At 64.2% G+C, this 23,534-nt stretch carries 18 protein-coding genes; 5 read left to right on the forward strand and 13 right to left on the reverse strand.

The window, feature by feature from the left end; translation table 11 throughout:
- Window positions 1-85 precede the first annotated feature (85 nt).
- The 6 genes from C8N34_RS12470 to C8N34_RS12495 all read right to left on the reverse strand — a co-directional run bounded on the left by C8N34_RS12470 (window position 86) and on the right by C8N34_RS12495 (window position 9,172).
- On the reverse strand, window positions 86-1,504 hold the full coding sequence (locus tag C8N34_RS12470; protein ID WP_199750670.1) for an aldehyde dehydrogenase family protein: 1,419 nt from the start codon (window positions 1,502-1,504) through the stop codon (window positions 86-88).
- The gene (locus tag C8N34_RS12475) at window positions 1,501-2,571 is read right to left on the reverse strand and encodes a homoserine dehydrogenase (protein WP_108129120.1); all 1,071 of its coding nucleotides are present in this window, start codon (window positions 2,569-2,571) and stop codon (window positions 1,501-1,503) included. Before C8N34_RS12475 ends, C8N34_RS12470 begins: the two co-directional genes overlap by 4 nt.
- A 309-nt stretch (window positions 2,572-2,880) precedes the next feature.
- Window positions 2,881-4,383, reverse strand: coding sequence for an NCS1 family transporter (locus C8N34_RS12480; RefSeq protein WP_108129215.1), 1,503 nt, complete (start codon window positions 4,381-4,383; stop codon window positions 2,881-2,883).
- 113 nt (window positions 4,384-4,496) lie between these two features.
- Complete coding sequence (locus C8N34_RS12485; protein WP_199750676.1) at window positions 4,497-6,284, reverse strand: hydantoinase B/oxoprolinase family protein; 1,788 nt, start codon at window positions 6,282-6,284, stop codon at window positions 4,497-4,499.
- Window positions 6,285-6,296: 12 nt separating this feature from the next.
- Window positions 6,297-8,375, reverse strand: a complete 2,079-nt coding sequence (locus C8N34_RS12490; protein ID WP_108129121.1) for a hydantoinase/oxoprolinase family protein — start codon at window positions 8,373-8,375, stop codon at window positions 6,297-6,299.
- Between the two features lie 74 nt (window positions 8,376-8,449).
- The gene (locus C8N34_RS12495; protein ID WP_108129122.1) at window positions 8,450-9,172 is read right to left on the reverse strand and encodes an isochorismatase family protein; all 723 of its coding nucleotides are present in this window, start codon (window positions 9,170-9,172) and stop codon (window positions 8,450-8,452) included.
- 203 nt (window positions 9,173-9,375) lie between these two features.
- On the opposite strand from C8N34_RS12495, the gene C8N34_RS12500 reads away from it, so the two are divergent.
- Window positions 9,376-10,284 carry a LysR family transcriptional regulator gene (locus tag C8N34_RS12500; RefSeq protein WP_108129123.1) on the forward strand — a complete coding sequence of 303 codons (909 nt, stop codon included), beginning with the start codon at window positions 9,376-9,378 and terminating at the stop codon, window positions 10,282-10,284.
- A gap of 131 nt (window positions 10,285-10,415) precedes the next feature.
- Here C8N34_RS12500 and C8N34_RS12505 read toward each other — a convergent pair whose 3' ends face one another.
- Both C8N34_RS12505 and C8N34_RS12510 read right to left on the reverse strand, forming a co-directional pair.
- Window positions 10,416-11,579: a dihydrolipoamide acetyltransferase family protein gene (locus tag C8N34_RS12505; protein WP_108129124.1), complete on the reverse strand. Its 1,164-nt coding sequence runs from the start codon at window positions 11,577-11,579 to the stop codon at window positions 10,416-10,418.
- 1 nt (window position 11,580) lies between these two features.
- A complete protein-coding gene (locus C8N34_RS12510) occupies window positions 11,581-13,659 on the reverse strand; it encodes an alpha-ketoacid dehydrogenase subunit alpha/beta (RefSeq protein ID WP_108129125.1) in 2,079 nt (692 codons plus the stop codon).
- 121 nt (window positions 13,660-13,780) lie between these two features.
- Between C8N34_RS12510 and C8N34_RS12515 the strand changes: the two genes are divergently transcribed.
- Window positions 13,781-14,242 carry an Lrp/AsnC family transcriptional regulator gene (locus C8N34_RS12515; RefSeq protein WP_108129126.1) on the forward strand — a complete coding sequence of 154 codons (462 nt, stop codon included), beginning with the start codon at window positions 13,781-13,783 and terminating at the stop codon, window positions 14,240-14,242.
- A gap of 34 nt (window positions 14,243-14,276) precedes the next feature.
- Here the strand turns inward: C8N34_RS12515 and C8N34_RS12520 are convergent, their stop codons facing one another.
- Window positions 14,277-16,421: a TonB-dependent siderophore receptor gene (locus C8N34_RS12520; protein WP_108129127.1), complete on the reverse strand. Its 2,145-nt coding sequence runs from the start codon at window positions 16,419-16,421 to the stop codon at window positions 14,277-14,279.
- A gap of 159 nt (window positions 16,422-16,580) precedes the next feature.
- Window positions 16,581-17,582, reverse strand: coding sequence for an ABC transporter substrate-binding protein (locus C8N34_RS12525; protein ID WP_108129217.1), 1,002 nt, complete (start codon window positions 17,580-17,582; stop codon window positions 16,581-16,583).
- Between C8N34_RS12525 and C8N34_RS12530 the strand changes: the two genes are divergently transcribed.
- From C8N34_RS12530 to C8N34_RS12540, 3 genes are read left to right on the forward strand one after another with little or no spacing between them, the layout of a single operon-like run.
- Window positions 17,581-18,768: a FecCD family ABC transporter permease gene (locus C8N34_RS12530; RefSeq protein ID WP_158640693.1), complete on the forward strand. Its 1,188-nt coding sequence runs from the start codon at window positions 17,581-17,583 to the stop codon at window positions 18,766-18,768. The genes C8N34_RS12525 and C8N34_RS12530 overlap by 2 nt on opposite strands.
- Window positions 18,768-19,724, forward strand: coding sequence for a FecCD family ABC transporter permease (locus C8N34_RS12535; protein WP_108129129.1), 957 nt, complete (start codon window positions 18,768-18,770; stop codon window positions 19,722-19,724). The genes C8N34_RS12530 and C8N34_RS12535 overlap by 1 nt, the downstream gene beginning before the upstream one ends.
- A gap of 9 nt (window positions 19,725-19,733) precedes the next feature.
- Entirely contained in the window at window positions 19,734-20,504 is a 771-nt protein-coding gene (locus tag C8N34_RS12540) for an ABC transporter ATP-binding protein (RefSeq protein ID WP_108129130.1), read from the forward strand.
- A 2-nt stretch (window positions 20,505-20,506) separates the two neighbouring features.
- Here the strand turns inward: C8N34_RS12540 and C8N34_RS12545 are convergent, their stop codons facing one another.
- The 3 genes from C8N34_RS12545 to C8N34_RS12555 form a co-directional block, all read right to left on the reverse strand.
- Complete coding sequence (locus tag C8N34_RS12545; RefSeq protein ID WP_145693602.1) at window positions 20,507-21,049, reverse strand: sigma-70 family RNA polymerase sigma factor; 543 nt, start codon at window positions 21,047-21,049, stop codon at window positions 20,507-20,509.
- Window positions 21,050-21,175: 126 nt separating this feature from the next.
- A complete protein-coding gene (locus C8N34_RS12550) occupies window positions 21,176-22,444 on the reverse strand; it encodes a lysine N(6)-hydroxylase/L-ornithine N(5)-oxygenase family protein (protein ID WP_108129132.1) in 1,269 nt (422 codons plus the stop codon).
- Between the two features lie 7 nt (window positions 22,445-22,451).
- Window positions 22,452-23,477, reverse strand: coding sequence for a GNAT family N-acetyltransferase (locus tag C8N34_RS12555; RefSeq protein ID WP_108129133.1), 1,026 nt, complete (start codon window positions 23,475-23,477; stop codon window positions 22,452-22,454).
- Window positions 23,478-23,534 lie beyond the last annotated feature (57 nt).

Here is a 23,534-nt window from a genome sequence, read left to right on the forward strand (position 1 = left end):
GCCCCACCCGCCGAAAATCTGCAATCTTTTAGCCAGTTCCGGGCTTTTCCCGCGCAGATGCGACAACCTGCGCGGCGATGCGGTGTCACCCCCGATTCAGGCAGATGGCGCGCGGCTGGGTCATCTCCTCATAGGCAAACCGCACTCCTTCGCGCCCCAGACTGCCATATTTGAACCCGCCAAACGGCATGGCATCAAAACGGTAATCCGAACTGTCGTTGATCATCACACCGCCAGCCTCGATCCGTTCGGCTGCCGCCAGTGCGGTTTCAAGGCTCGCAGTGAAAATCCCCGCATGCAGGCTGAACGGGATCGCATTGGCGCGGGCAATCGCCTCCTCGAAATTATCGAACGGCTCCAGCATCACGACCGGCGCAAAGGCCTCTTCCTGCCACAGCGCCGCCGCATGCGGCACACCTTCCAGCACGGTCGGGGCATGCAGCGCGCCCTGCCGCTGGTGCCCGCACAGGACTGTCGCCCCAAGTGCCACCGCTGCCTCTGTCCGCGCGGCGATCAGACCTGCCGCCGCCTCCGAGATCATCGGCCCCATATCGCTGTCCTCTGCCATCGGATCGCCTGTCACCAGCGCCCGTGTGGCCGTGACAAAGCGATCCCGGAAGGCCTCATAGACCGGGCGGGCGATCAGCCGCCGCTGCGCGCCGATGCAATTCTGCCCTGCCGCCCAGAACGCCCCCGACACACAACCCGCCACCGCCTTGTCCAGATCGGCATCGGCCATCACGATCACAGGGGCATTGCCCCCAAGGTCCATCGCCAACTTTTTCAGCCCCGCCGCCGCTGCAATCGCCCCGCCGGTGCGGAAGCCGCCGGTAAAGCTGACCATCCGCACATCGCGGGCCGACACCAGCGCCCTGCCCAGACCGGCCTCGCCGATCATCGGCGTCACCACCACCTCCGGCAAACCGGCTGCAACCAACGCATCCACCAGCGCCAGCGCCGAGAGCGGCGCGAGTTCCGACGGTTTCAACAGAACCGCGTTACCTCCGGCAATGGCCGGGCCAAGCTTATGCGCCACAAGGTTGAGCGGATCGTTGAAGGGCGTGATGGCCGCAATCATTCCCAGGGGCTCACGCGTGAACCAGCCCTGACGGCTTTCCGACCCCGGAAAGGCATCAAAGGGGAACACCTCGCCGCCCCCGCGACGCGCCTCATCCGCCGACAGGCGCAACGTGTTCACACAGCGCGCCACTTCCTTGCGAGCCTGCCGGATGGTCTTGCCCGCCTCCAGCACGATGCGCCGGGCAAAGATTTCGGTGTCAGCGGCGATCTGCGCCGCCGCCCTGTCCAGAATGGCGGCGCGGGCATGGCGGGGCAAGGCCCGCGCCACCCCGGCCCCGATCCGCGCCCGCGCCAGCAAGGCCGGCAGATCGGCGACCTGGGTTTCAGGAACATCCGCCAGCCAGGCTCCATCAAAGGGAGAGCGGACTGCAATGGTCGGGGTGAGAGTCATCTCGCGCGGGGTGAGCGGGGCTTGCAACGTCATTCTGCGGCCTCGCAGCATTTGGCGGCAACCCCGTCGCGATGCAGCGCGATGATATCCGAGAGGATCGCATAGGCGGTTTCCACCCGTCCGGCGCCCGGACCCGAGATCGTCACATCCCCCAGAAGATCGGTGGCAAAGGTCACCGCATTCACTGCGCCGCTGATCCCCGCCAGTGGATGCGACAGCGGCAGGCATTTCGCCTGCACCTGCGCCGTTACCTGACCATCCGCCTGCCGCATGGCAGAGCCGATAAGTTTCCAGCGCCGCCCCTGCGCCGCCGCCTCGGCCAGATGCGCAGGCGTAATGGCAGTGATCCCAGAACACTCTACCTGAGCAGGCAGAAGATCAGCCCCCAGCAGCTCATTTGCCAGGATCACGACCTTAAGCCGCACATCATGGCCCTCCACATCCGCCGTCGGGTCGGCCTCGGCATAGCCTGCGGCCTGTGCCTCGTGCAGCGCTGCCGCGAAATTCAGCCCCGCCTCCATCCGGCCCAGAATGAAATTGGAGGTGCCATTCAGCACGCCCTTGAATCCGGTGATCTGTGATCCCGCCAAAGCCTCACGCGCAAGGCGCAGCACCGGCGTGCCGCTCATCACGCTGCCTTCGCATTCGAACCGCAGGCCAAGACGATTGGCCTGTTCCGTCAGCGCGCGGGCTGCCAGCGCCACCGGCCCCTTGTTGTTGGTGACGACATGGCGCCCTGCCGCCACCGCCGCGCGGCAATGCGAGATGGCAGGCTCCCCCGTCTGCGCATCGGTGAAAGTGGCCTCGACCACGATATCGGCCGGGGCGTTGCGCACCACGATCAGACTGCGCGGATCGGCGCTGCCCCCCGAAAGAGCCGCAAAGCCACCCGGCTCGAACCGGCTCCGGGTCAGAACCCGCGGGTCAATGCCACCCGGCGCAATGATCGAGCCCAGTGTCAGATCGCTGACCCCGACGATCATCAGCCGAAAGCCAAGCTCGCGCTGCCAGACATCGTTCCGGGTGACGATCAGTTCGGCCAAAGCGCGGTTCACGCCGCCAAACCCGATCAGAGAAATGCTGTAGGTGGTGGCTGTCACGGTGTCGCTCCCTGCTGTGCATGCCTGAACCAAGGCTGGCCTGCTGCCACCGCTTCCACCACCTGGCAGTCACACCAAACTGCGGCGCATTTTGCGCAGCCGATGCGCAGAAAGCGCAGCGGTGACGGATCGCCCTGCCAATTCATCCACTTCCATAGCCTTTTCACGCCAGCTCTGTCCGGCCCTTCGCATGCCAGATGTCTCCGGGGTTTTCGACAGGACTGCCCTGAATTGTCTGCCAAAAAAACCGGCTCGCGCGCGGCGAGCCGGAGTTTGGGCGCCCTCCGGGGAGGGAGGCAGCGCCGATAATCAGAGATCTTCCCGCGCCGGCAGTTCATGCCCGGCATCGCAGTCCACACGGGCAAAGGCCCCAAAGCCGGTATGGACCCAGTCTTTACCCACAGATGCTGCAAGGAACTCATCGCCGTTGCCGCGACCCAATTCGGCCTGCGGATGATTCGGCAATACCAGCGCCTTCATCAGCAAGAGGTAGGCTATAAAGCCTGCCGGAAAGCCGATGACGAAGGCGTATTGTGACCACCAGGCCGCAAGGCCGCCAGCAATGAACCACGCCAGCAAGCCCGCAATGTTGAAGCCCCCCGTGTAACGGTACTGTCCGTTTGAGTTGAACAGATCCGGCACGTTCAGCTTGCGACCCCGAAGCGCGTAATAGTCCGCCACCATGATGCCGCCAATGGCCGACAGGAAGGCGCCATAGTAGCCGAGGAAGACAAAGAGATTGCCCAGAATTTCCCACGGAAAGCAAAGTGTACCGACAACACCTGCCAGCGCCACGCCAGTCTTGTAGGTGATGGCACGCGGCGCAAGGTTGATGAAGGTCAGCGCAGCGGGGATCAGGTTGGCAGAGTTGTTGGTAGACCACTGCGCCAGAACGACCAGAGCCAGCAGGATCACCAGCGCCATGCCCTGCGCATCGCCCTGAATCACCTCGACGGGGTTCCAGTTGCCGGTTGCGATGAACGACACCGCCCCGATCCCCGCAATCATCGCCTGCGTTACCGGCAGCGCCAGAAGCTGCGCCGCAAAGATGTTGCGGTTGCGGGCGAAGAAGCCGCGCTGGCGTGTCCCGGTTTTCACAAAGCGCGTCAGGTTGGGAATATCAATGGCCAGAGTAGACCAGAAGCCCATGTTCGCAATGAACAATACCAGCAGCGACATCTGCCCTTCGGCGCGGAAGGTCCAGATATTCAGCCCGTTGGTCCGGGCAAGCCCTTCCAGCGAGAAATACATCCACACCGAAATCGCGATGATCGCAGGCGCCGCCAGGGCGGCGAGGCGCTCCACCGACTTCATTCCCAGCATGGTGTTGCCGATCTGGACAAGGCCGAACACCAGATACCAGACGAACCAGTTGGAAAAGCCCAGGAAATATTCTCCGATCCCGTTCAGCGCCAGCGCCCCCAGATAGGTCTGGATACCGAACCACATCGCGGCAACCAGCCCGCGTGACACCGCCGGAAGATGTGTGCCATGGATACCGAAGGGCGCGCGCAGATACACGGCGAAGGACAGGCCGTGTTCGGTGCCGATATCCGCGGTCAGGATCATGAAAGCGCCTATGGCAAGGTTCGCGGCAAAGATAGTCAGGATCACCGTGGTCAGCGAAAATCCCCCGGCAACGCCGCTCGCGCCCAGCGAATAGGTGGCGATGATCACAGCGATGCCGACCCAGATCCACGCATAGCCCAGCATCCCGATGGGCCTCTGACAGGCCCTTGTGGGCAGGATACTTTCCTCGATAAGCGCGGTTCGGTCAGATGACTGCGCGCCCGTGTTGTCTGTCGTTGTCATAGTCACGTTTTCCCTGTTGTCGGGATGAGTGTTTTCTTCGTGCGCCACCTTCACGCGGGCCCGTGTCATCCCTGGATGAGAGAAGGGGCCGCATGCGGCGGCCCCTTTCGCTGTCAGCTGGCTTTCTGCATGGCGGCACGGCGCTTTTCAGTCGCGGCCATGTCCACCGTTTCGGCGCCAATGTCGAGGATGACCCCATATACCTCGCGTGCATCGGCGACGGTGCAGAACCCGTCCAGCACGTCTTCCAGCACCTTTACGGGCGGACGGTTCAGCGGATCGCCGTACCCGCCGCCGTTCGGGCTGTAGTAGGTCATCACATCATTGGCCTCGACAGCCAGACCCGAGAACTTCGACGGCATGTCGCGCAGGTCTCCGGGGCGGTTCGGGTTGGTGATGGTGCAGCGGCCCACCGTCCCGTCCCGCCCGCCAAAGATGCCCCAGGGCGCATCCGTGTGCCGTTCGGATTCGTGGGTGATGAAGGCGGTCGTCAGCACCCGCTGAGCCTTGACCACCCCGATACCGCCACGGAACTCGCCGGCGCCGGGCGGCTGGTCGTCGCGCAATTCATAGCGGTCGCAGATCATGGGAATATGCATCGCAAGATCTTCAAGCGGGTTGTTGCGCGTATTGGCCATCAGGTTGTCAATGCTGTCAGGACCATCCGAACGGGGACGCCCGCCATAGGCGCCTTCGTTGACCTCAAGAAACACCCAGTATTCACCGGACGGCCGCACGCCCGAATAGGCCGCGAAGCTGATCGAGGCCGAAGACCCTGCAATCACTTTTTCCGGCATCACAGGGGCCAGCGCGCGGATAATCAGGTCGATCATGCGGTTGCACTGGGTAAAGCGTGCCTCCGCGCTGGCGGGGGCACGGGGGTTGAAGATCGACCCCAGAGGCGCTGTCACCCTGATCGGGCGGAAAGACCCTTCATTCGACGGGACACGCACATCCGAGGTGGCGGCATCCAGCAGGAGCTTGCGAAACCCTGCATAAGCCGCGACCTTGGTCGACCCCTCGAAGGGCACGTTATAGGCGGTCGGCGTCTGATCGGCGGAACCCGTCAGATCCACCTCCACCTCATCCCCCCGCACGCGGACAGTGACCTTGACCTTCAGCTGCCTGTCGCGGTTGCGCCCGTCATCGTCCAGCCAGCCTTCGGCGGTATAGTCGCCATCGGGAATTTCGCTGATGCGCTGTCGCGTCATGCGTTCGGCATAATCCATCAACTGGTTCGCCGCACCGAAGACCGTTGCCTCACCATATTTGTCGAGCAGCTCGACAAACCGCTTCGCCCCCAGCCGGGCCGAAGCAATCTGCGCTTCGATATCCGCCACGAGCTGCTGTGCGGCGCGGCTGTTGCGGCGGATGTAGTTCCACATCGCGTTGTTGGGTTCACCCTTGCGGTAGAGCTTGGTCCCCGCGAAAAGCATACCTTCGGCATAGACGTCGGGCACATCGATGATCAGGCCCGGCGTCGCGGCGCCGATATCGACATGGTGCGCCGTGTTGCCCGCGAAGCCCACCAGCCGTCCCTGATAGAAAACAGGCACCACGATGGCGAGGTCGGGCGTATGACTGGACCCGAAATAGGGGTGGTTATGAACGACCACATCCCCCTCGTACCATGTGTCATCCTCCAGCGTTTCGGCGATGCCCCGCAGATAGCCGGGGATCGACCCGATATGCATGGGCGTCGATTCCGACTCGCACAGCGTGTTGAAGTTCACATCAAACAGACCCGCACCAAGATCCTGGCTTTCTCGGATGATCGAGGAAAAGGACATGCGATAGAGGACGTGCCCCATCTCTTCCGCAATGGTTTCAAAGCTGCCGCGGATCACCTGCAGCGTGATCGGATCGACGGTGATGGCATCAGGATTGGTCATGACATTCATGGGCGTGTCTCCTTACGCGCCGATCAGGCGGATGCGCGTGTTCCCGTAATCCAGCGTCTCGGCCACATAGCCGGGCGGGACGAGGGTCGTCGCGTTGTGCTGGTGCAAGAGCGCCGGCCCCGGAACGCGGTCCCCCGCCAGAAGCCTCGTGCGGTCATAACGCGGGGTTTCCAGCGTCCGGCCATCATCAAAGGTCGTCGGGCGCACGAACATCAGCGCACGGTCGATTCCGGAGCCGTCGGTCCGAGGGATTGCCGGGATCTCGATCCTGCGGACCGCAGCGGACCCGATGGCCCGAAGCGTGATCAGTTCCACTTCGGCCTTGCGGTAGCTGTAGCCGTAATCCTGCTGATGCTGGTCGTGGAAGCTGTCGGTGATGACATGCACATTCTGCCGGACAACCGGCCCTTCGGGCATCACCGCGCGCAATTCGAAACCCTGCCCATGATAGCGGCATTCCGCAATCACGGTGATGGTCTGCTGGTCGCGCGGAATGCCGTCATTGTCCAGTTCTGCCTGAACCCGGTCCCGCAGGGAGGCGACGGCGGCATTGATGCGCGCAAACTCCGCCTCTCCCGCCTTCAGCAATTCGACGATCACCGCTTCGGTGTGTTCATATTGCAGATCGGTCTTCAACAGCCCGACTGCGGCGGTGATGCCAGGCGCGACAGGCACGATCACGTCCTTGCAGGACATCGCCTCGGCCAGCGCGACACCATGCAGCGGACCCGCCCCGCCAAACGGCATGATCGAGAATTCACGCGGGTCGATGCCCCGGGCAACCGAGTTTGACCGGATCGCCAGCGCCATGTTGTTGTTGATGATACGGATGATTCCCAGCGCCGCGTCCTTGACCGTCATGCCCAGCGGAACGGCAATCTTTTCCTCTATCGCTTTGTGAGACAGGCTTGCATCCAGCTTCAGATCGCCCCCCAGCGCCATATCTGGGTCCAGCCGTCCCAGCACGATCTGCGCATCGGTTACAGTGGGTTCGGTGCCGCCACGGCCATAGCAGGCAGGCCCCGGTTCCGATCCGGCCGAACGCGGGCCGACATGGAAAGCCCCCGCCTCGTCGATATAGGCAACCGATCCGCCGCCCGCACCGATGGTGACAAGGTCAATCATCGGCGTCAGCACGGGATGGCCTGACACATAGGTGTCGCGCGGGTTCATGATCTTCACCGCGCCCGCAGGAATGGTGGAAATATCTGCCGAGGTTCCGCCGATATCGACGGTAATGATGTTGGCTTCACCCGCCATCGCGCCTTCGGAAGCGCCGCCGATAACCCCGCCCGCCGGGCCGGACATCAGGATGCGAATGGGCCGCCTCGCGCAGGATTCGACCGTGGAAACACCTCCATTCGACTGCATGATCCGAAGCTTGGATTTCACCCCCGCCTCGCGCAGCCGCGAGTCGAGGTCACGCAGGTAGAAGGCGGTCTTGGGTCCGACATAGGAATTCATCGCGGCGGTCGAGAAACGTTCATACTCCCGCATCACCTTGGCAACCTCGGACGACAGGGTGACATAGGCGTCGGGCATCTCTTCCAGCACGATTTCCTTGGCCCGTACCTCATGCGCGTCGTTCAGGAAGGCGAACATGAAGCCGATGACGACCGAATTGATCCCGCGCTTCCTGAACACCGCGCAGGCATCGCGCACGGCCCGTTCGTCAAGAGGGGTCGCGATCTCGCCCGTGGGGGGCAGGATACGCTCGGCCACCGGAATCCGGTTGCGCCGCTTGACCAGAGGCTGACTTTGCCACGGCACATCGAAATGGAGAGAGAAGTTATAGGGCCGTTTGTGCCGCCCGATGTGCAGGATGTCGCGAAACCCTTCGGTCGTGATCATCCCGCATTCGGCACCGTTATGTTCGATCGTGATATTCGTCGCAGTGGTGGTGCCATGGACGATGATTTCCACCTCGGCCGGATCAATACCCGCTTTGCGGCAGATGCCCTGCACGCCTTCGACCACGCCTATGGACTGGTTCTTCAGGGTCGTGGGAATCTTGTGGTAGAATACGCCCTTCGCGCATTCCAGCACGAGGTCGGTGTTCGTTCCGCCGACGTCGACGCCAATTCTGGCCATTTCAGCTCTCCTGTCGTTCGCTCGCCTCTTTCGGGCGAATGGCAAATGCCGGGCCTTCCGGCCCGGCATGACGATCACTCGGCAGCGACCTTCTGCGCAGCGAGGCTGTCGATATAGGCCACGCATTCATCGACGGTGTGGACGTCACCGAACTTGGCGTCGATATCGAACAGATTCCACGCCACCGCGCCCGGTACGCGGTCACCGATGGCTTCCTTGACCGCGATGGTGCGGAAGCCGTCCGCAATGCCGTCGCAGATGGTCTGACGCACACAGGCGCAGGCCGTCACGCCGGTCACGAGGATCGTATCCACATTGTTCGCCCGAAGGATACCCGCCAGTTCTGTGCCATGGAAGGACGAGGCGCGTTTCTTCAGCAGGGTATATTCGCCATCGACCGGCGCAATGCGGCTGTCGATCGCCCACAGATCCTTGTTCTTCAGATCCACCACATCGACAGGGATCTTGTTGTGCCACAGGCCCATGTCGGTGAAATCGGCTTTGCGGTCGGTGATTTCGTAGGCCGTGGTCACATGCACGACCGGCAGCTGCGCGGCGCGGAAGGCCTTGAGCAGTTTCTGCATGCCGGGGATGATCTCGTTATCCATCTTCTCCTGATCGCAGGTGAAGGGATTGCCGGGACGGGTCCAGGCGTTGGCGAGGTCGACGCTCACCAGTGCAGGACGCCTGCCAAAGCCCACGCGGCGCTGGAAGCCACGCTGCTGATACAGCTTGCTGGCCGTGTCGAAAGCCTGCTGCAACAGCCGGTCCAGTTCCTTCGCGTCAACATCGCTCATTCTAGTCTCCTGTCATCCTCTGATGCCGATCACGCACAAGCGCAATCGAATGTTCCGAGCTGCCGACGACCTTGGGGAGCTTGGGTTCGGCGGCCCTGAAACAGAATTTGGCAGGCAGATTGACGGCTGTGAAATGACGCTTCATCCTTTATTGATGCATCATTTGCATCACTCAAATCACCGCGACGAACGGGACCAATCGCATGAAGACACTGCCTGGCCTTGAAAACATCCAGACATTTCTTGCCCTTGCACAGGACCTGAATTTCCGGCGTACGGCAGAGCGGCTGAACCTTGACCAATCGGCCCTCAGCCGCCGCATTCAGAAGCTGGAACAAAGCCTCGGCTTCCGCCTGCTGGACCGGACGACACGGGAAGTCTCGCTGACGCAGGCGGGCCAGAGATTCTTCACCGACAACTCCGAATTGCTGCGCGGCTATGATGAAGCCATTCAGGCTGCCCGGCGCCTCGCAGAAGGCAAGTCCGGGCTTTTGCGTATCGCCTACATGGCATTCGCCGCGACCGAGTTGATGCCCTCGGCCGTCCTGCGCTTCAGGCGGGCGCATCCCTATATTGATGTCCGGCTGGAATATATCCGCACGCAGGGCCAGAAGATCGCCCTTGCAAACGGAGAGGTGGATGTCGGCTATATGATCGGTCCCTTCGATCACCCGGATTTCCACGCGCTTCAGCTGACCTCCGAACCGCTCTATGTCGTGACCCCCCGCAACCATCCGCTTCTGTTACGCCCCAAAATCGTCCCTTCAGATTTTGCAGACCAGCCGGTCATCCTGGGCAACATGCGAGAATGGGAGGAATATCGCTGGCGCCTGAACGATCTGTTTTCGGCCGAGGGCATTGCTTTGAACGTGGCGCTTGAAGCGTCAAATACCCTGGCTCTCAACGGCCTGGTGGCTGCCGGGCTTGGTATAACAATCTATCCCGAAAGCCTGATCGGGTTTCTCGGCCGCGCCGTAGAAGTCCGGCAAATCATGCATCCGTCGTTCCGCAGCCGGACGGTGCTGGTCTGGAAACGTGCAAACAAGTCGCCTCAGGTACAAACCTTCGTTCAGGTGGCAAGGCAGATCGGGATACAATCTGCTTCGCCGTAAAGCCGCAGTCACCCGACACAGATCGTCGGGCATCGCATCCCGCGATATGACGGGACTGTCATCCAGGGTACTTTGGCCGGGAAAATCGGCACCGCGCCTGTCGTCGACCCTCTTACGCACCGCTCTTCCGCTCAGCCGCGCCAGTTTTCCAGCGCGTCCACAAAACGTGTCAGCCAAGCATTCGTCTGATGCCCGTCGAGCACACGATGGTCGATGGTCAGCGAGACATAGGCCATCGGGCGGATCTGGATGGTGTCGATCCCACCAACTTCGCGTACGACAACACGCTTTTCCAGCTTGCCAATCCCAAGGATGGCGGACTGTTGCTGGTGAATGAGGATTGGCGCGGCGAGCAGCGAACCTGAGACCCCGTGGTTCGAGATGGTGAATGTTCCGCCCCGCATATCCTCGGGGGGCAGCCTGCCCTCACGCGCGCGGCCGGTCAGATCCTGAAGCTGTGCGGCCACCCCCTGAAGCGACAGATCCTGTACCCGGCGCAGCACCGGCACCACCAGTCCGCGGTCGCCCAGGGCTGTGCCGACACCGATATTGATGTCGCTGAACAGCTCCAGATGGCTGTCATGCCAGCGGCTGTTGACCTGAGGTGCGGATTGCATCGCCTGTGCCGCCGCCAGAACGATATAGGCAGTGTAAGACAGCGCGATACCCTGCGCCTCGAACGCTTTCCGGTGGGCGGTGCGATGGGCCATGATCGCGCTGAAATCCGCCTCGAACACCGCTGTCACCTGCGGCGCCTCGCTGACCGATTTCTGCATGTTGCGGGCAATGGCCAGCCGCATGGTATCATGCGGCACGCTTTGGCCATGCAATCCCGGCGCGCGTTTCGGCCGGGGTGCCGGTGAGGCGACAACGGGTGCGCTGGCTGCCGCCCGGTCCACATCGGCCCGCGTCAGCCTGCCGCCCCGGCCCGAGCCGGTGATCGCCGCCGGGTCCAGCCCGGTTTCGGCCAGCGCTTTGCGCACCGCAGGCGAATGCCAGCCCGACATATCCGGCTGATCCGGCGCCGCCTGCGGTTGCGGCGACGCCACTTCGACCCGAGCGTCAGCGGTATCTATCCGCGCCAGCACCATGCCCGGAGTCGCCTGACTGCCTGCCGCGACCAGAATTTCCGCCAGCCGCCCGGCCACGGGCGCAGGCACCTCGACCGAAACCTTGTCGGTTTCGAGCTCAACCAGCGGATCGTTCAGCGCGACCTGATCGCCCACCGCCTTCAGCCAGTTGGAAATCACCGCCTCAGTGCCTTCCTGCTCCAGCGGGACAAGAACATCGATCATGTCAGAACCCCATCAGATCTTCGAGCTTCGCCCGGATCGCCGCCACCGAGGGCACGGCCCAATTCAGGAAAGCCGGGTTATGCGGGCTGGGAATATCGGGCATGGTCAGACGCTCCACCGGCGCATCCAGCGCAGTGAAGGCTTCCGAGGCGACCACCGCCGCAATTTCTGCGCCAAAGCCGGCGGTTTGCAGGTCTTCATGCACGATCAGGCAGCGATGGGTCCGCGCAACCGAGGCCAGAACCGCCGCGCGGTCCCATGGCATCAGCGTGCGCAGGTCGATCACATCGACCGACAGGCCATTCGCGGCCTCAAGACAGCGATCCACCATGCCGCCCCATGTGACCAGCGTGGCCCCCCGCCCTTCCGCCACCAGCCGCGCTTTGCCGAAGGGCAGACCGTAATCGTCACCCGGCCAGGGGCGCCGCGCCCAAGGGTGATCCAGCATGGCGCGATGTTCCAGAAAGATCACCGGATCATTGCCACGCAAGGCGCTGCGCAACAGACCCACCGCATCCTCGGCATTCGAGGGCGCCGCCACTTTCCAGCCCGGGCTGTGGATGAAGGCGACCTCGTTGGTCTGGCTGTGCCAGGGGTCGCCACATTTGAAGAACCCGACCGGCATCCGTACCACCATGGGCGCAGCAAAGCGGTTGTTGGTGCGCCAGCGCATCGAGCCGCAGTCGTTCAGCTGTTCTGTGGCCGGTTCGGAATATTTGCGGAACTGGATTTCCGGCACCGGCAACAGACCCGCCAGCGCCATGCCGACCGCCCGACCGATGATACCTTCTTCGGACAGCGAGGTGTCGAACACCCGCTCGCCCCCGAACTTGTCCTGCAAGCCCAGCGTCACGGCATGAACTCCGCCCTTCGGCCCGACATCCTCGCCAAACACCACCATGCGGGGATTGGAGGCAAGCTCCTGCTCCAGTACGCGGCGGATGGCAGTGACCATGTTCAGCCGCTGGCCTTCGGGCCGGGGCGTGTCGGACATCGGCGGCGGCTCCCAGCCAGCGGGGCGCAAGCCGCCCATCTGCTGCATTTCGCCATCATCAAAAACATGCCGCAACACGGTGGTCGGCTCGGCCACCGGCCGCGCCTCGGCGGCAAATCGCGCGGCTTCGGCGGTTTCGGCGGCAGTCTGCACCATCTCGTCCCATTCTGCCGCAGTCATCCGCGAAGGGACGAGGAAGGCCTTCAGCTTGTCCCAGGGGTCGCGGGCGCGTTCCGCCTGCACCAGCTTTTCGGATTTGTAGGCCTGCGTATCCTGAAAGCTGTGGCCTTGCAGGCGCGGCACTGTGAGGCGAAGCATGGCGGGCGCACGTTCCTCGCGCACATAGGCCACCGCATCGGCAGTCAGTTGCACGGCTTCCGCCGGATCGGTGCCATCGCCCGCAAAGATCTTCAGCCCCCGCCATGACGCAAGATTGGCTGCGATATTGCCGCCCGGCGTCTGCATGGTCGAAGCGACGGAAATGCCGAAACCGTTGTCCTCGATATAGAACAGCATCGGAAGGCGCTGCGTGGTGGCCATGGTCAGCGCCGACCAGAACCCGTTGGAGGCAACCGAGCCATCGCCGCCCAGAACGACGGCAATCGACTTGCCATGTTCGGCGGAACCCAGCACGCGGGCATGAAACTCCAGCGCCTGCGCCCAGCCTGCGGTCGGCGTGTATTGCGCGCCGACCCCGCCGCACATCGGCAGGGCGGTTGCACCATTCGGGTTCGGATGGTTGAACACCACGCCAATATCGCGCCCGTCGGAATAGCCCCCTGCCCGGCCCATCGCCGACCCCAGCGCATCTTCCGGGTCCACCCCCAGCGACAACAGAAGCGGACGCGAGCGGTAGTAGCCGCAGACCGCGTCATGCCTGCCGTCCAGCCGCAGCCCGAGAAGGATCTGCGCCATGTCGTGCCCCCGCGCCGAAAACTGGTAAAGCACCTTCTTTTCCGGGACGAGGCGGGTTTCCTCCATCGCGTCCAGCGCGCGGCTGAGCGCCATGTGTCGCAACACCGCCTGCCAGTCCACCGCAACCTCGGGCGCATTGCGCCGCATGATCCTTGCCGTGTTTCCTGCCATCGCGCCCTCCTTCATCCTTGAAGGATTCTACAGCAGGAAACGCGAAATTTTCTTTCATATCTTCCAAGATTCAGGATAAATTCGATACAGACAGTTCACTCATGCCACGAATGCGAACCATATGACCCAGATAGATGCGATGGATCGCAAAATCCTTGAAACCTTGCAGCGCGAGGCCGGCCTGTCCAATCAGGACCTGGCCGAACGGATCGGATCTTCTGCCGCATCCTGCTGGCGGCGTGTGAAGGCGCTTGAGGAAGCGGGGGTTCTTGGCCCCGAAATCCGACTGGTCGATCCGGCCCGGCTGGGCCGCGGGCTGGATATCTTCTGCCAGATCCGGCTGAACGCTCAGACCCGCAAGATGCGCGCCGCCTTCGAGGCGTTCATTGACCGGCAGGAGGCTGTGATCGAATGCTATTCGATCAGCGGCGACTGGGATTATCTGCTGCATATCGTGGCGCAGGACGTGGCAGATTATGAACGGGTGCTGATGCACGGGATTCTGGATCACGAGGCGATCGCCAGTTCCTCGTCGATCTTCGTATTGCGGCGAGTGAAGCACACCACCGCCATCCCGGTCTGACCGGGCGGGTCGCTCCGCCCGGTCATGCCTTGTGTCAGAACCGTTTCGACAGGGTCAGTGTCACTTCACGCCCCTCGCCCCGGATGCAACCGACCGATGCATCGCATGTCGCCGCGTAATCCTTGTCGAAAAGGTTGGTCACACCAAGCGCGGCGGAATAACCCTCCCAGTCATAGCGCAGCGCCATATCGGCCAGAACATATGAATCCACTGACCGGGTATTCGCCGTATCGCCCCAGGTTTCACCGACATAGCGCAGACCAGCCCCGAGGCTCAGCCCCTCGGCCTTGCCCGTGAAGGCGTAATCCGCCCAGATCGAGGCCTGATGCCTGGGCGCCAGCGGAGTGCGGTTGCCCGCATCGCCGTCATTCGATTTGGTGATCCTGGCATCAAGATAGGTGTAGCCTGCCACCACCGACAATTGTTCGGTGACCTGTCCGCGCGCCTCAAGCTCCACGCCCCGATGCCGGACTTCGCCGGTCTGTACCGAGAAGCCGGGGTTGCCGGGGTCCGAGGTCAGCACATTGGTCTTGGTGATGTCGAACAGCGCCGCCGCGAATTGCAGGTTGCTGCCTTCGGGGCGATAGCGCAGACCGACCTCGACCTGCTTGCCCTCGGTCGGCCGGAACTGCTCACCGCTGAAGCTGCTGCCGATATTCACCGTAAAGCTTTCGGCATAGCTCGCATAGGGCACGAAGCCGTTGCCCAGATCCCAGGTTGCACCGATCATGCCGGTGGTGGCAGTATCGTCCTGCCGGCTGGTGGAGCCCGACAGATGGTTGTCGGTGGTATTTTCCACCCACGACCGCCGCAATCCGCCGGTCACCGTCACCCCGTTGGAAAACCGGAGATGGTCCTGCAGGTAGAGGCCCTTCTCGATCACCTTGGTGGTGTTGTCCTGATAGATGCCGGGCGCGGTCACCACGAAATCATAGGACGGATCGCTGACCGGCACGGAATAGCTGTTGTCCCAGCCCATCCTGCCCGAAACCTCGCGCCGCGACAGGTCGATACCGAAGGTCAGGATGTTCTCACCCCCCGCGAGGGTCGAGCGATACTCAAGCTGCGTATCCAGCGCGGCGGTCTTCGCCGTCTCGTCCACCGAGAAGGCCGCGAAGTTCATCGTGTCGTCCGAAGGCGTGTAATCCGGCAGGATCATCCCGTTGAAATAGATGTGCCGGTAGTCGGTGGTCTGCCGGGCATAGCGAAAATTCTGCCGCAGCTTCAGCGCATCGTTGAAGGCATGTTCCGCCTGCCAGCCAATCGAGGCCTGTTCGGTGTCGAAACGGTTCCACGGATGCTGGGCATTGGTGAAGGAAGCGGCCAGCTCTCCCTTTTCCGCCGGATAATCCTCGCCCGCGACCGGTATGAAGCTGTTGGGCGCCAGCCGGTCGCGCTGGATGTGCCCAAGGAAGGTGACCGATGTGCGGTCGGTCGGCGCCCAGGTCAGGCCAAGCGCCAGAAGATCGCGGTCGTCGCGGGTGTTCTTCTCGGCATTGGCCCCCTCGCGGGTCAGCGCGGTCAGACGCCAGGCGAGTGTCTGATCCGCGTTGCTGCCGCCGGTGTCCAGACCCGCCTCGACCGTATTATGCGAGCCATAGGACAGACGCGCCTCGGTAAAGGGGGCAAAGACCGGCCGTTTGGTAATGATGTTCACCATGCCTGCCGCATCATTCGACCCGTACAGCACCGAGGACGGCCCCTTCAGCACGTCGATGCGCTGCACCATGAACGGATCGACCTTGAAGCCCGAAAAGTTCATCGCCTTGTTCAGCAGGCCATCCCGGTAGATGCCCGAAGTGCCCAGATCAAATCCCCGCAGGGCAAACTGGTCATAGCGGTCATCCACCCCCCAGACAGAGGCGGTCACACCCGGCACATAGGCCAGCGCATCCTCGATCTGGACCGGGTCACGGTCTTTCAGTTCCTGCTCGGTCACCACGCCAACGGCCTGCGGCACTTCGGTCACCGGCACGCCAGCCTTTATGCCGGTCGCGGTTTCGCTGACAGTATAGCCCGTTCCGCCCGAGATCGCGCCGCCGTCCCCGCCTTCAAGGTAGATCGTGCCCAGCCTGACGGCCTCTTCAGCATGAAGCGATGCGGGGGTGAAAGCCGCGCCGCAAAGGGCAAGCGCGAGAAGCGGGCGTCGGCAGCGGGAAAAGATCATAGGTCCTGACATGACGGGTCCATCCGGGCAGGGCCGCGAGCATCAGGGGCGGGGAAAGTCCCGGCAGGTCACGGCGCGAGGTCTGAAAGCGTGCGGGCACGCGGGTTCCTGCCGTGGTTGCGCCGGGGCGCTGCCTTGGTGGGGCGGTTGTGGTCACCCCTCACGCAAATGTCAAGGCGCGCCGGGCATCTCTGCCGGAACCGCCGGGATGGCCGTTGCCGCATCGCCATCCACCGCTGCGGTCAGCATCGGCACCAGACGCTCCAGCGCCCAGTCGATCGACAGCGGAGACTGGAAGCTCATCGCCCCCGTCATCATTTGGTCGGCCCAGATCGCCCGCCCTTCCCGTGCCACCCGCAGATTGCGCCAGGTCGGCAGCGCTTCGATCTCGGACTGCATCGGACCATCCACAAGCCACAGCAGGACATCCAGATCAAACAGATCAAACCGTTCGGAGCTGACCATGAAATTGCCGCCCGCACTCGCCATGTCATCAAAGGCAGGCGGCGTCAGGATACCGAACTGGCCCAGCAGACGGTTCGCCCCGTCACTGGGGCGATAGCCGATGATCTGTCCGTCGTTGAAAAAAGCGGCCGTGCCGCTCAGCCCGCGAAACTCAGGGTGGCTCGCGACCGCATCAGCAATCCGCGCGCCGGTACGGGCGATGACGGTTTCGGCTGCCGCCTCCCGGCCTGTCGCGCGGCCGATCAGGCGCAACTCCTCTTCCCAGGGCGCGCCCCAGGCCGGATAGCCCTCGGGCCGCCCAACCACCGGGGCAATCTCCGACAACAGGGCGTAGGTCTGGGCATCCATCGGGGCGAAGGTCGCCACGATCAGGTCAGGTTCCATCATCCAGACCCATTCGACGTCGATTTCGAAACCAGTCTGCACCTCGGGCCGTGCCCCGAGCGCGATGCGCGCGGGTTCCGCCCAGGGCCAGGTCGCATAGGGGTGGCCGCCGAACCATTCATGCACCCCTACCGGGGCCAGCCCCAGCGCATAGAGGAAATCCTGTTCGTGGTAGCCGACCGATACGATGCGTCGCACTTTGGCCGGATCGACCGTGATTTCGCCGAAGGCATGGCGCAATTGCACCGGATCGGCCTGCGCGCGCGGCGCGGAAAACAGGCAAAGCAGAAACAGGAGGCAGAGGGCAGGCAGCAGCCGGGGCATGGTCGACCTTTCAGTTGACGGAATGCCTGGCGACGGGCTGGGGACAGGACCGGGCTACCGTGATCTCCGGCGCGGGTCAAGCGAAGGGGTTGACCCGCGCCGTCCGGGCGGGCATGGATCATTCCGCAGTCAGCACGAAGCCAGCCGCCCCTCCTTCCCCGCGCAGGTTTTCATCGTGCTCTCTTCCGTACTTCCGCAACGCTCCGTCCCCCCTGCCCTGCCGTTGCTGTGCGCCGGGGTTGCCGTGGTGTTCGTGGCGGCGCTGTGCCTGGGCGCACAGGATTATGGCCCCGGCCTGCTGTGGCAGGCGCTGGTCGCGCGCGACCCGAAGGATCTTGCGCAGGCCGTGGTGGTGGAAATGCGGCTGCCCCGCGCGCTGGCCGCGCTGATGATCGGGGCGGCGCTGGCAGTTTCCGGCCTTATGATGCAGGCGCTGACGCGCAATCCGCTGGCCGATCCCGGCCTGACCGGCGTCAACGCGGGGGCAGCACTGGCCGTCGTCGCAGGGCTGTGGTTTCTGGGTCCGATGGGATCGGCCGCGACCGCGGCCTTCGCGCTGAGCGGGGCGGCCGCTGCCGCCGTGCTGGTGCGGTTGCTGGCCGGTTCCGGCGGTGGCACGCTGCGGCTGCCACTGGCGGGCGCCGCTTTCGCAAGTCTCTGCCTGTCGGTCGTGTCTTTCGTCGTGCTGATGAACCCCGAGGCCCGCAACCTCTATCGCTTCTGGATGGTAGGCTCGCTTGCGCTGGCCGATACCGGGCGGCTGGCCGCCCTCGCGCCGCTGGGCCTTGCGGGCATCTGCCTCGGCCTTGCCGTTTCACGTCAGGTGGAATCGCTGATGCTGGGCGAGGATCTGGGGGCCGCCCTTGGTCTGCATCCGGGCCGGGTGCTGAGCCTCGCGCTGGCCGCCATCGCGATGACATCAGGGGCGGCGGTCGCCATCGCTGGGCCGGTTGGCTTCATCGGCCTGATTGCGCCGCACCTGGCGCGGCGGCTGGCATCGGGCGCGGGGCTGGGGGTCACAATGCTTCTGGCCTGCCCGCTGGGCGCCGGTTTGACCCTGCTTGCCGATATTGCCGGGCGCTGGTTGATGCGCCCCGCAGAACTGCCGCTGGGCATCGTTCTGGCGATGATCGGGGCGCCGGTGTTCATGCTGCTCATCCGGTCGATCCTGCGAAAGGAAGACTGATGCGGCTTGTTCTGATGCTTCTGGCACTGGTCGCCCTCGCGGGTCTGGCATTGGCCGCCGGGCGAAGCTGGCTTGGGCCGGTCGAGGTTATGCAGGCGCTTTTCTCCGGTCCCGAGGGGGTGGGACGGATGCTGTGGTCGCTGCGGCTGCCGCGCCTGATCACCGGGCTGGTTGCGGGCATGTGCCTTGGCGCGGCGGGTCTGGTGTTCCAGACACTGCTGCGCAATCCGCTGGCCTCGCCCGATGTCATCGGGCTGACGCAATGCGCCGCCTTTGGCGCCGTGGCGGCGCTTATGGCGGGATTACCCCCGATGGCAGGCGCATGGGTGGGGGCGGTTTCGGCCATCATCCTGCTGGGCTGGCTGGCCGCACATCCGCGCGAAGGGCTGGCCCCGCGCGCGGTCGTGCTTCAGGGGCTGGGCCTTGCCCTGCTGGCCGGAGCGGGAACCGAGGCACTGATCCTGCGGGCGGGCGACGGCAATGCCTCGATGGCGATGGCCTGGCTGACCGGCACGCTGAATGGCGCAGGCTGGCCCGAGGTGGGCCACGCGCTCTGGCTGGTGCCGCTGCTGGCGCCGCTGTTTACCGCGCGGCGCATCCTTGACCGGCTGGAACTGGGTGATGATCTGGCCCGGTCGCTGGGCCTGCGGGTCGGGGTGTTGCGCGCCGCGCTGGGTCTGCTTGCCGCATTGATCGCGGCGGGCGCGGTGTCACTCTGCGGGCCGCTTGGCTTTGTCGCGCTGGCGGCGGGGCCGGTATCGCGCTGGCTCGCACGCGGGCGCCCCGACCCGTTTCTGGCCGCGCTGGTGGGCGCCGGGTTCGTGACGCTGGCCGATGTGCTGGCACGCGGTCTGGCCCCCGCAGCGCTGTTGCCGACCGGGCTTTACACCGCGCTGATCGGCGCACCGATCCTGCTGGTCGTATTGCGCCGCCAGATGTCTGACAAGTCGAGCTAGGAGACCGCCATGCCTTTCGCCGTGCAGGATCTGACCCTGCGGCTTGGCCGCACCGAAGTGCTGCACGGGCTGAGCTTTGCCCTGCCACAAGGGGGGATCACCGGCATCATCGGCCCGAACGGTTGTGGCAAGACCACCCTTCTGCGCTGCCTCGCCGGATTGTTGCCACCGGAAAGCGGCAGCCTGCACCACGCGGGCCAGCCCGTCGCCAGCCTGACCCACCGCGACCGCGCGCGACGCATCGCGCTGATGCCGCAAAGCGCCATCGCACCGCCGGGCCTGACTGTCCGTCAGCTGGTCGCGCGCGGTCGTACACCGTGGTTGCGGCCCTTTCGGCCAATGACCCGCGCGGACGAGGCCGCGGTGGCGGGGGCGCTGGACGAGGTTGGGCTGACCCCGCTTGCGGATCGCGCGGTCGAAAGCCTGTCGGGTGGGCAGCGGCAAAGGGCCTGGATTGCGCTGGTACTGGCGCAGGCCTCCGGCACCCTGCTGCTGGACGAGCCGCTGAACTTTCTGGATCTGCCGCATCAGGCCGGGCTAGTGCAGATGCTGCGGCGTCTGGGAGAAAGCCGCAGCGTTGTGATGATCCTGCATGACCTGACGATTGCCGCGCGGCTGTGCGACCATGTGCTTGCACTGCGTGACGGGCGGCTGGTGGCCAGCGGGCCACCGTCCGATGTGCTGGCCGATGGCCCGCTGCGCGAGACCTTCGGCATCGGCTTTGACTGCCTGCACCTGCCGGGCAGCGGCGGTCCGGTGGTGCTGCCTGCGGGGCTGTGAGCCTATTCCGGCACAGGCTCCGGGCGCAAAGGTGCAAGCTGGCTGTGCAGCCGCGCGATGATCGCATTGACCCGCGCCGTCGACAGGCCGAATTCGGCCGCGAGACGGTTCTGCGGCTCGCCCAGCAGCCGATGCCGCAGGAACAGTTCACGGTCGCGGGGCGGGCAGTCCCTGAGCCGGGCGTCAAGCTGGCGCAGGGCTTGCCGGCCAGCCAGTCGCGCCTCGGGATTGTCGATGCTGGTCGCGGGTTCTTCCTGCGTTCCCGTCACCAGATGACGTTCGCGCCGCAGCCGGTCAATGGCAAGATTGCGCACCATCCGTCGGGCGAATTGTGTGGGCCGGTCGATCCGGGGCGGGTCGCTGCGGTCAAGGCAGCGCAACATCGCCTCTTGCAGCACATCCTCGGCGCGGTCGGTCGCGCCAAGGATGCGGATGGCGTCGCACAGCAGCATTTGCCGCTTGTCGATCATTTCCTGCAAGAGATGGGCAAAGGACGAAGGCAGGGCCGGTGCAGAACGCACGGGCAGCGGGGCGACAGAGGTCACAGCCAGACTCCACGGGCAGGGCCGTCCGGGGAACGGACGGCGAGGCGGTTGCTGTCTGCCGACGCTCTGCGTGGGTGGATACCGCCAGATTGCACAACCTCAGGCTGCGCTCAAGCCCTTATCCAGCTATTCCGCTGCCAGAAGCTGCCCCCGGTGCGCCGCTTCGACCGAAGCGGCGATTTCCTGCGCACGCACGGCCAGAACGGATAGCAGCGTATCCGACAGACCATGGGTCTGTTCGCTATAGCCCTGCACATGGATCGCCGGAAGGAACCCCGGCCGCATCGGCAGGCGATACTGCCGGTCGGGCTGCCCGCACTGAATCCACGAGGCAATACCAGTCAGGCCAAGTGTTTCAGCCTCGCGCCGGTAGCCGGTGCACAGGATCACATGGTCATAATGCCGGTCCTGCCGCCCCTGCGGGGTCTTCAGTGTCAGAGCCAGCCCCGCCGGGCCAGGCCGGAGGCCCGCCACCGCCGTATCACGCCGCAGTGCAAGCCGTTCTTCGCCGATGACCGACTGTTCGTAGAGCAGGCCATGGATCTGCTGAAGCAGGTCGGTATCCGTCACCGCATAGTTGGTCGCCGCGAAATCCTGCCGGAACGCCTGCTGCTGCCGGGGCGGCATTCCGAACAGAAGATCAGTATGCGCAATGTCAAAGATCTCATTGACGAAGGGGCTGTCATCCGCCGGTTTCAGCGCATGCCCCCGCAGGATCAGATCGACCGAAAGGCCCGCCGGATGCGCGGCCAGCGCGGCAAAGATTTCAGAGGCGCTTTGCCCGCCGCCGATCACCGCGACGCTTTGGCCCGGCCTCACACGGGGCAGCACGGCATGGGTGAAATCACTGGAATGGCTCAGCCCCGGCACGCCCTGATGATCGGCGAAAGGGGCGGGCCAATGCGGTGCCCCACCGGGCGCCAGCACGATCTGCCGCGCCAGGCGGGTGGTGACGCAGCCACATTCGTCTTCGGCCCGAATGCGCAACAGCGTGATCTGCCCCTGCCGTTCCACCGGCTCGATGGCTGTCACCCGCTGGTCATAGGCGCAGATGGTTCCCAGCTTTGCCGCCGCCCAGCCGAGATAATCGTTGAACTCCACCCGGCTGGGGAAAAAGCTCTTGCGGTTGACGAAGCGTTCCAGCCGCCCCCTTTCGTGCAGGTAGCTGAGGAAGGAAAACCCCGAGGCGGGATTGTGCAGCGTGACAAGATCCTTGAGAAACGACACCTGCATGTCGGCACCGGGGATCATCATGCCCGGATGCCAGGCAAAGCCGGGCCGCGCCTCAAGAAACAGCGCGTCAACCGGGCTTTGACGTTCGTGCAGCGCAATGGCCAGCGCAAGGTTCGAAGGGCCGAAGCCCACGCCGATCAGATCGTGAATGGTCTCGGTCATATCTGCCTCAAAGTAACGTGGCGGGGGACAGGCGCAGCGGCATGCCGTCGGTTTCCGGCGGCCTGGCCCAGAGCCTGCTTTCAAAGAAGTGCTGGCGATCAAGCTGCACCAGCGCGGCGCGCTTGTGTGAAAAGTCGAAATCGCGCAGCCGGGCGAAACCGCCGCGCATCAGATTTCGCAATTGCTGCGCATGGCTGGCCTTCGGCTCGCCCAGAAGGCTGCGCGTGCGCGGTTCGGCAAGGAACATGTAATGCATCAGCGAGGGCAGCCAGGCGGTGACATAATCGGCGCCGCGCACATCTTCCTCGCCGATCAGCACATGCCAGCCCCGATCCCATGCGCCACAGTCGTGCACAGCCCCGAGCCGGTTCTCGCGCGCCCAATAAAGCTCGAAATAGGCAAAGTCCCGGCCGTCCAGTGCCCCGATGACCGGCAGCATATGTGAATCGGCAGCGAGGCGCGCAATGTAGGCGCGATGATCCTCAAGCGTGCCCGCCTCTTCAAAGAAGGCCGCAACGCGGGGATCGTTCTGCCAGCGATGGAAGGCTGGCAGGTCGCCCATATGCAGGGCCCGCAGCGTGAACCACTGGTCCAGCCACGGAATATGGCGGCGATACAGCAGCCCCTGCGGCTTGGGCGGACGCAAGGGGTGACGGCCGTGCGGGCCACGGCAGAAAAGTTCGGGCCATGCCGGGGCCGGGTACATCAGCCAGCGGTCAGGCACCTGCCAGAACAGCGCCGGAAACACCGCCAGCGTGCCGTCGAAGGGTACAGCGATCCCGCGTTCGGTCAGGTCGGGTGCCAGCCGCTCCCATCCCGGCCCCTCCAGCAGGACCACCGTTTCATCGCCCGTCGCGGTCAGAGCCTCGAAGGCCGCGAGTGCGGTGGTCAGGCCGCCTGCGGGGGCCGCCAGCCGCAGGCGACCCGCCCCGTCATCGGCCAGTGAAAGCACCTCTTCCACCGGGTCGCCGATCAGGATGCGGTCTCCGTCGCGCCGCGCGAGGAGAGGAACAGGAATAGCGTCGAAGCTCATGAATGATCCTTCGGATTTGCAGGGGTCATACCCCTGTGACGCGCGACGCCGGGGGAT

The sequence above is a fragment of the Gemmobacter caeni genome (assembly GCF_003054195.1).
Lineage (GTDB): Bacteria > Pseudomonadota > Alphaproteobacteria > Rhodobacterales > Rhodobacteraceae > Gemmobacter > Gemmobacter caeni.

Coding starts and splice junctions, on each gene's coding strand:
- C8N34_RS12470 (WP_199750670.1), bottom strand. CDS start 1,504: ATGACGTTGCAAGCCCCGCTCACCCCGCGCGAGATGACTCTCACCCCG.
- C8N34_RS12480 (WP_108129215.1), bottom strand. CDS start 4,383: ATGACAACGACAGACAACACGGGCGCGCAGTCATCTGACCGAACCGCG.
- C8N34_RS12485 (WP_199750676.1), bottom strand. CDS start 6,284: ATGAATGTCATGACCAATCCTGATGCCATCACCGTCGATCCGATCACG.
- C8N34_RS12490 (WP_108129121.1), bottom strand. CDS start 8,375: ATGGCCAGAATTGGCGTCGACGTCGGCGGAACGAACACCGACCTCGTG.
- C8N34_RS12495 (WP_108129122.1), bottom strand. CDS start 9,172: ATGAGCGATGTTGACGCGAAGGAACTGGACCGGCTGTTGCAGCAGGCT.
- C8N34_RS12500 (WP_108129123.1), top strand. CDS start 9,376: ATGAAGACACTGCCTGGCCTTGAAAACATCCAGACATTTCTTGCCCTT.
- C8N34_RS12505 (WP_108129124.1), bottom strand. CDS start 11,579: ATGATCGATGTTCTTGTCCCGCTGGAGCAGGAAGGCACTGAGGCGGTG.
- C8N34_RS12510 (WP_108129125.1), bottom strand. CDS start 13,659: ATGGCAGGAAACACGGCAAGGATCATGCGGCGCAATGCGCCCGAGGTT.
- C8N34_RS12515 (WP_108129126.1), top strand. CDS start 13,781: ATGACCCAGATAGATGCGATGGATCGCAAAATCCTTGAAACCTTGCAG.
- C8N34_RS12520 (WP_108129127.1), bottom strand. CDS start 16,421: ATGTCAGGACCTATGATCTTTTCCCGCTGCCGACGCCCGCTTCTCGCG.
- C8N34_RS12530 (WP_158640693.1), top strand. CDS start 17,581: ATGGTCGACCTTTCAGTTGACGGAATGCCTGGCGACGGGCTGGGGACA.
- C8N34_RS12525 (WP_108129217.1), bottom strand. CDS start 17,582: ATGCCCCGGCTGCTGCCTGCCCTCTGCCTCCTGTTTCTGCTTTGCCTG.
- C8N34_RS12535 (WP_108129129.1), top strand. CDS start 18,768: ATGCGGCTTGTTCTGATGCTTCTGGCACTGGTCGCCCTCGCGGGTCTG.
- C8N34_RS12540 (WP_108129130.1), top strand. CDS start 19,734: ATGCCTTTCGCCGTGCAGGATCTGACCCTGCGGCTTGGCCGCACCGAA.
- C8N34_RS12550 (WP_108129132.1), bottom strand. CDS start 22,444: ATGACCGAGACCATTCACGATCTGATCGGCGTGGGCTTCGGCCCTTCG.
- C8N34_RS12555 (WP_108129133.1), bottom strand. CDS start 23,477: ATGAGCTTCGACGCTATTCCTGTTCCTCTCCTCGCGCGGCGCGACGGA.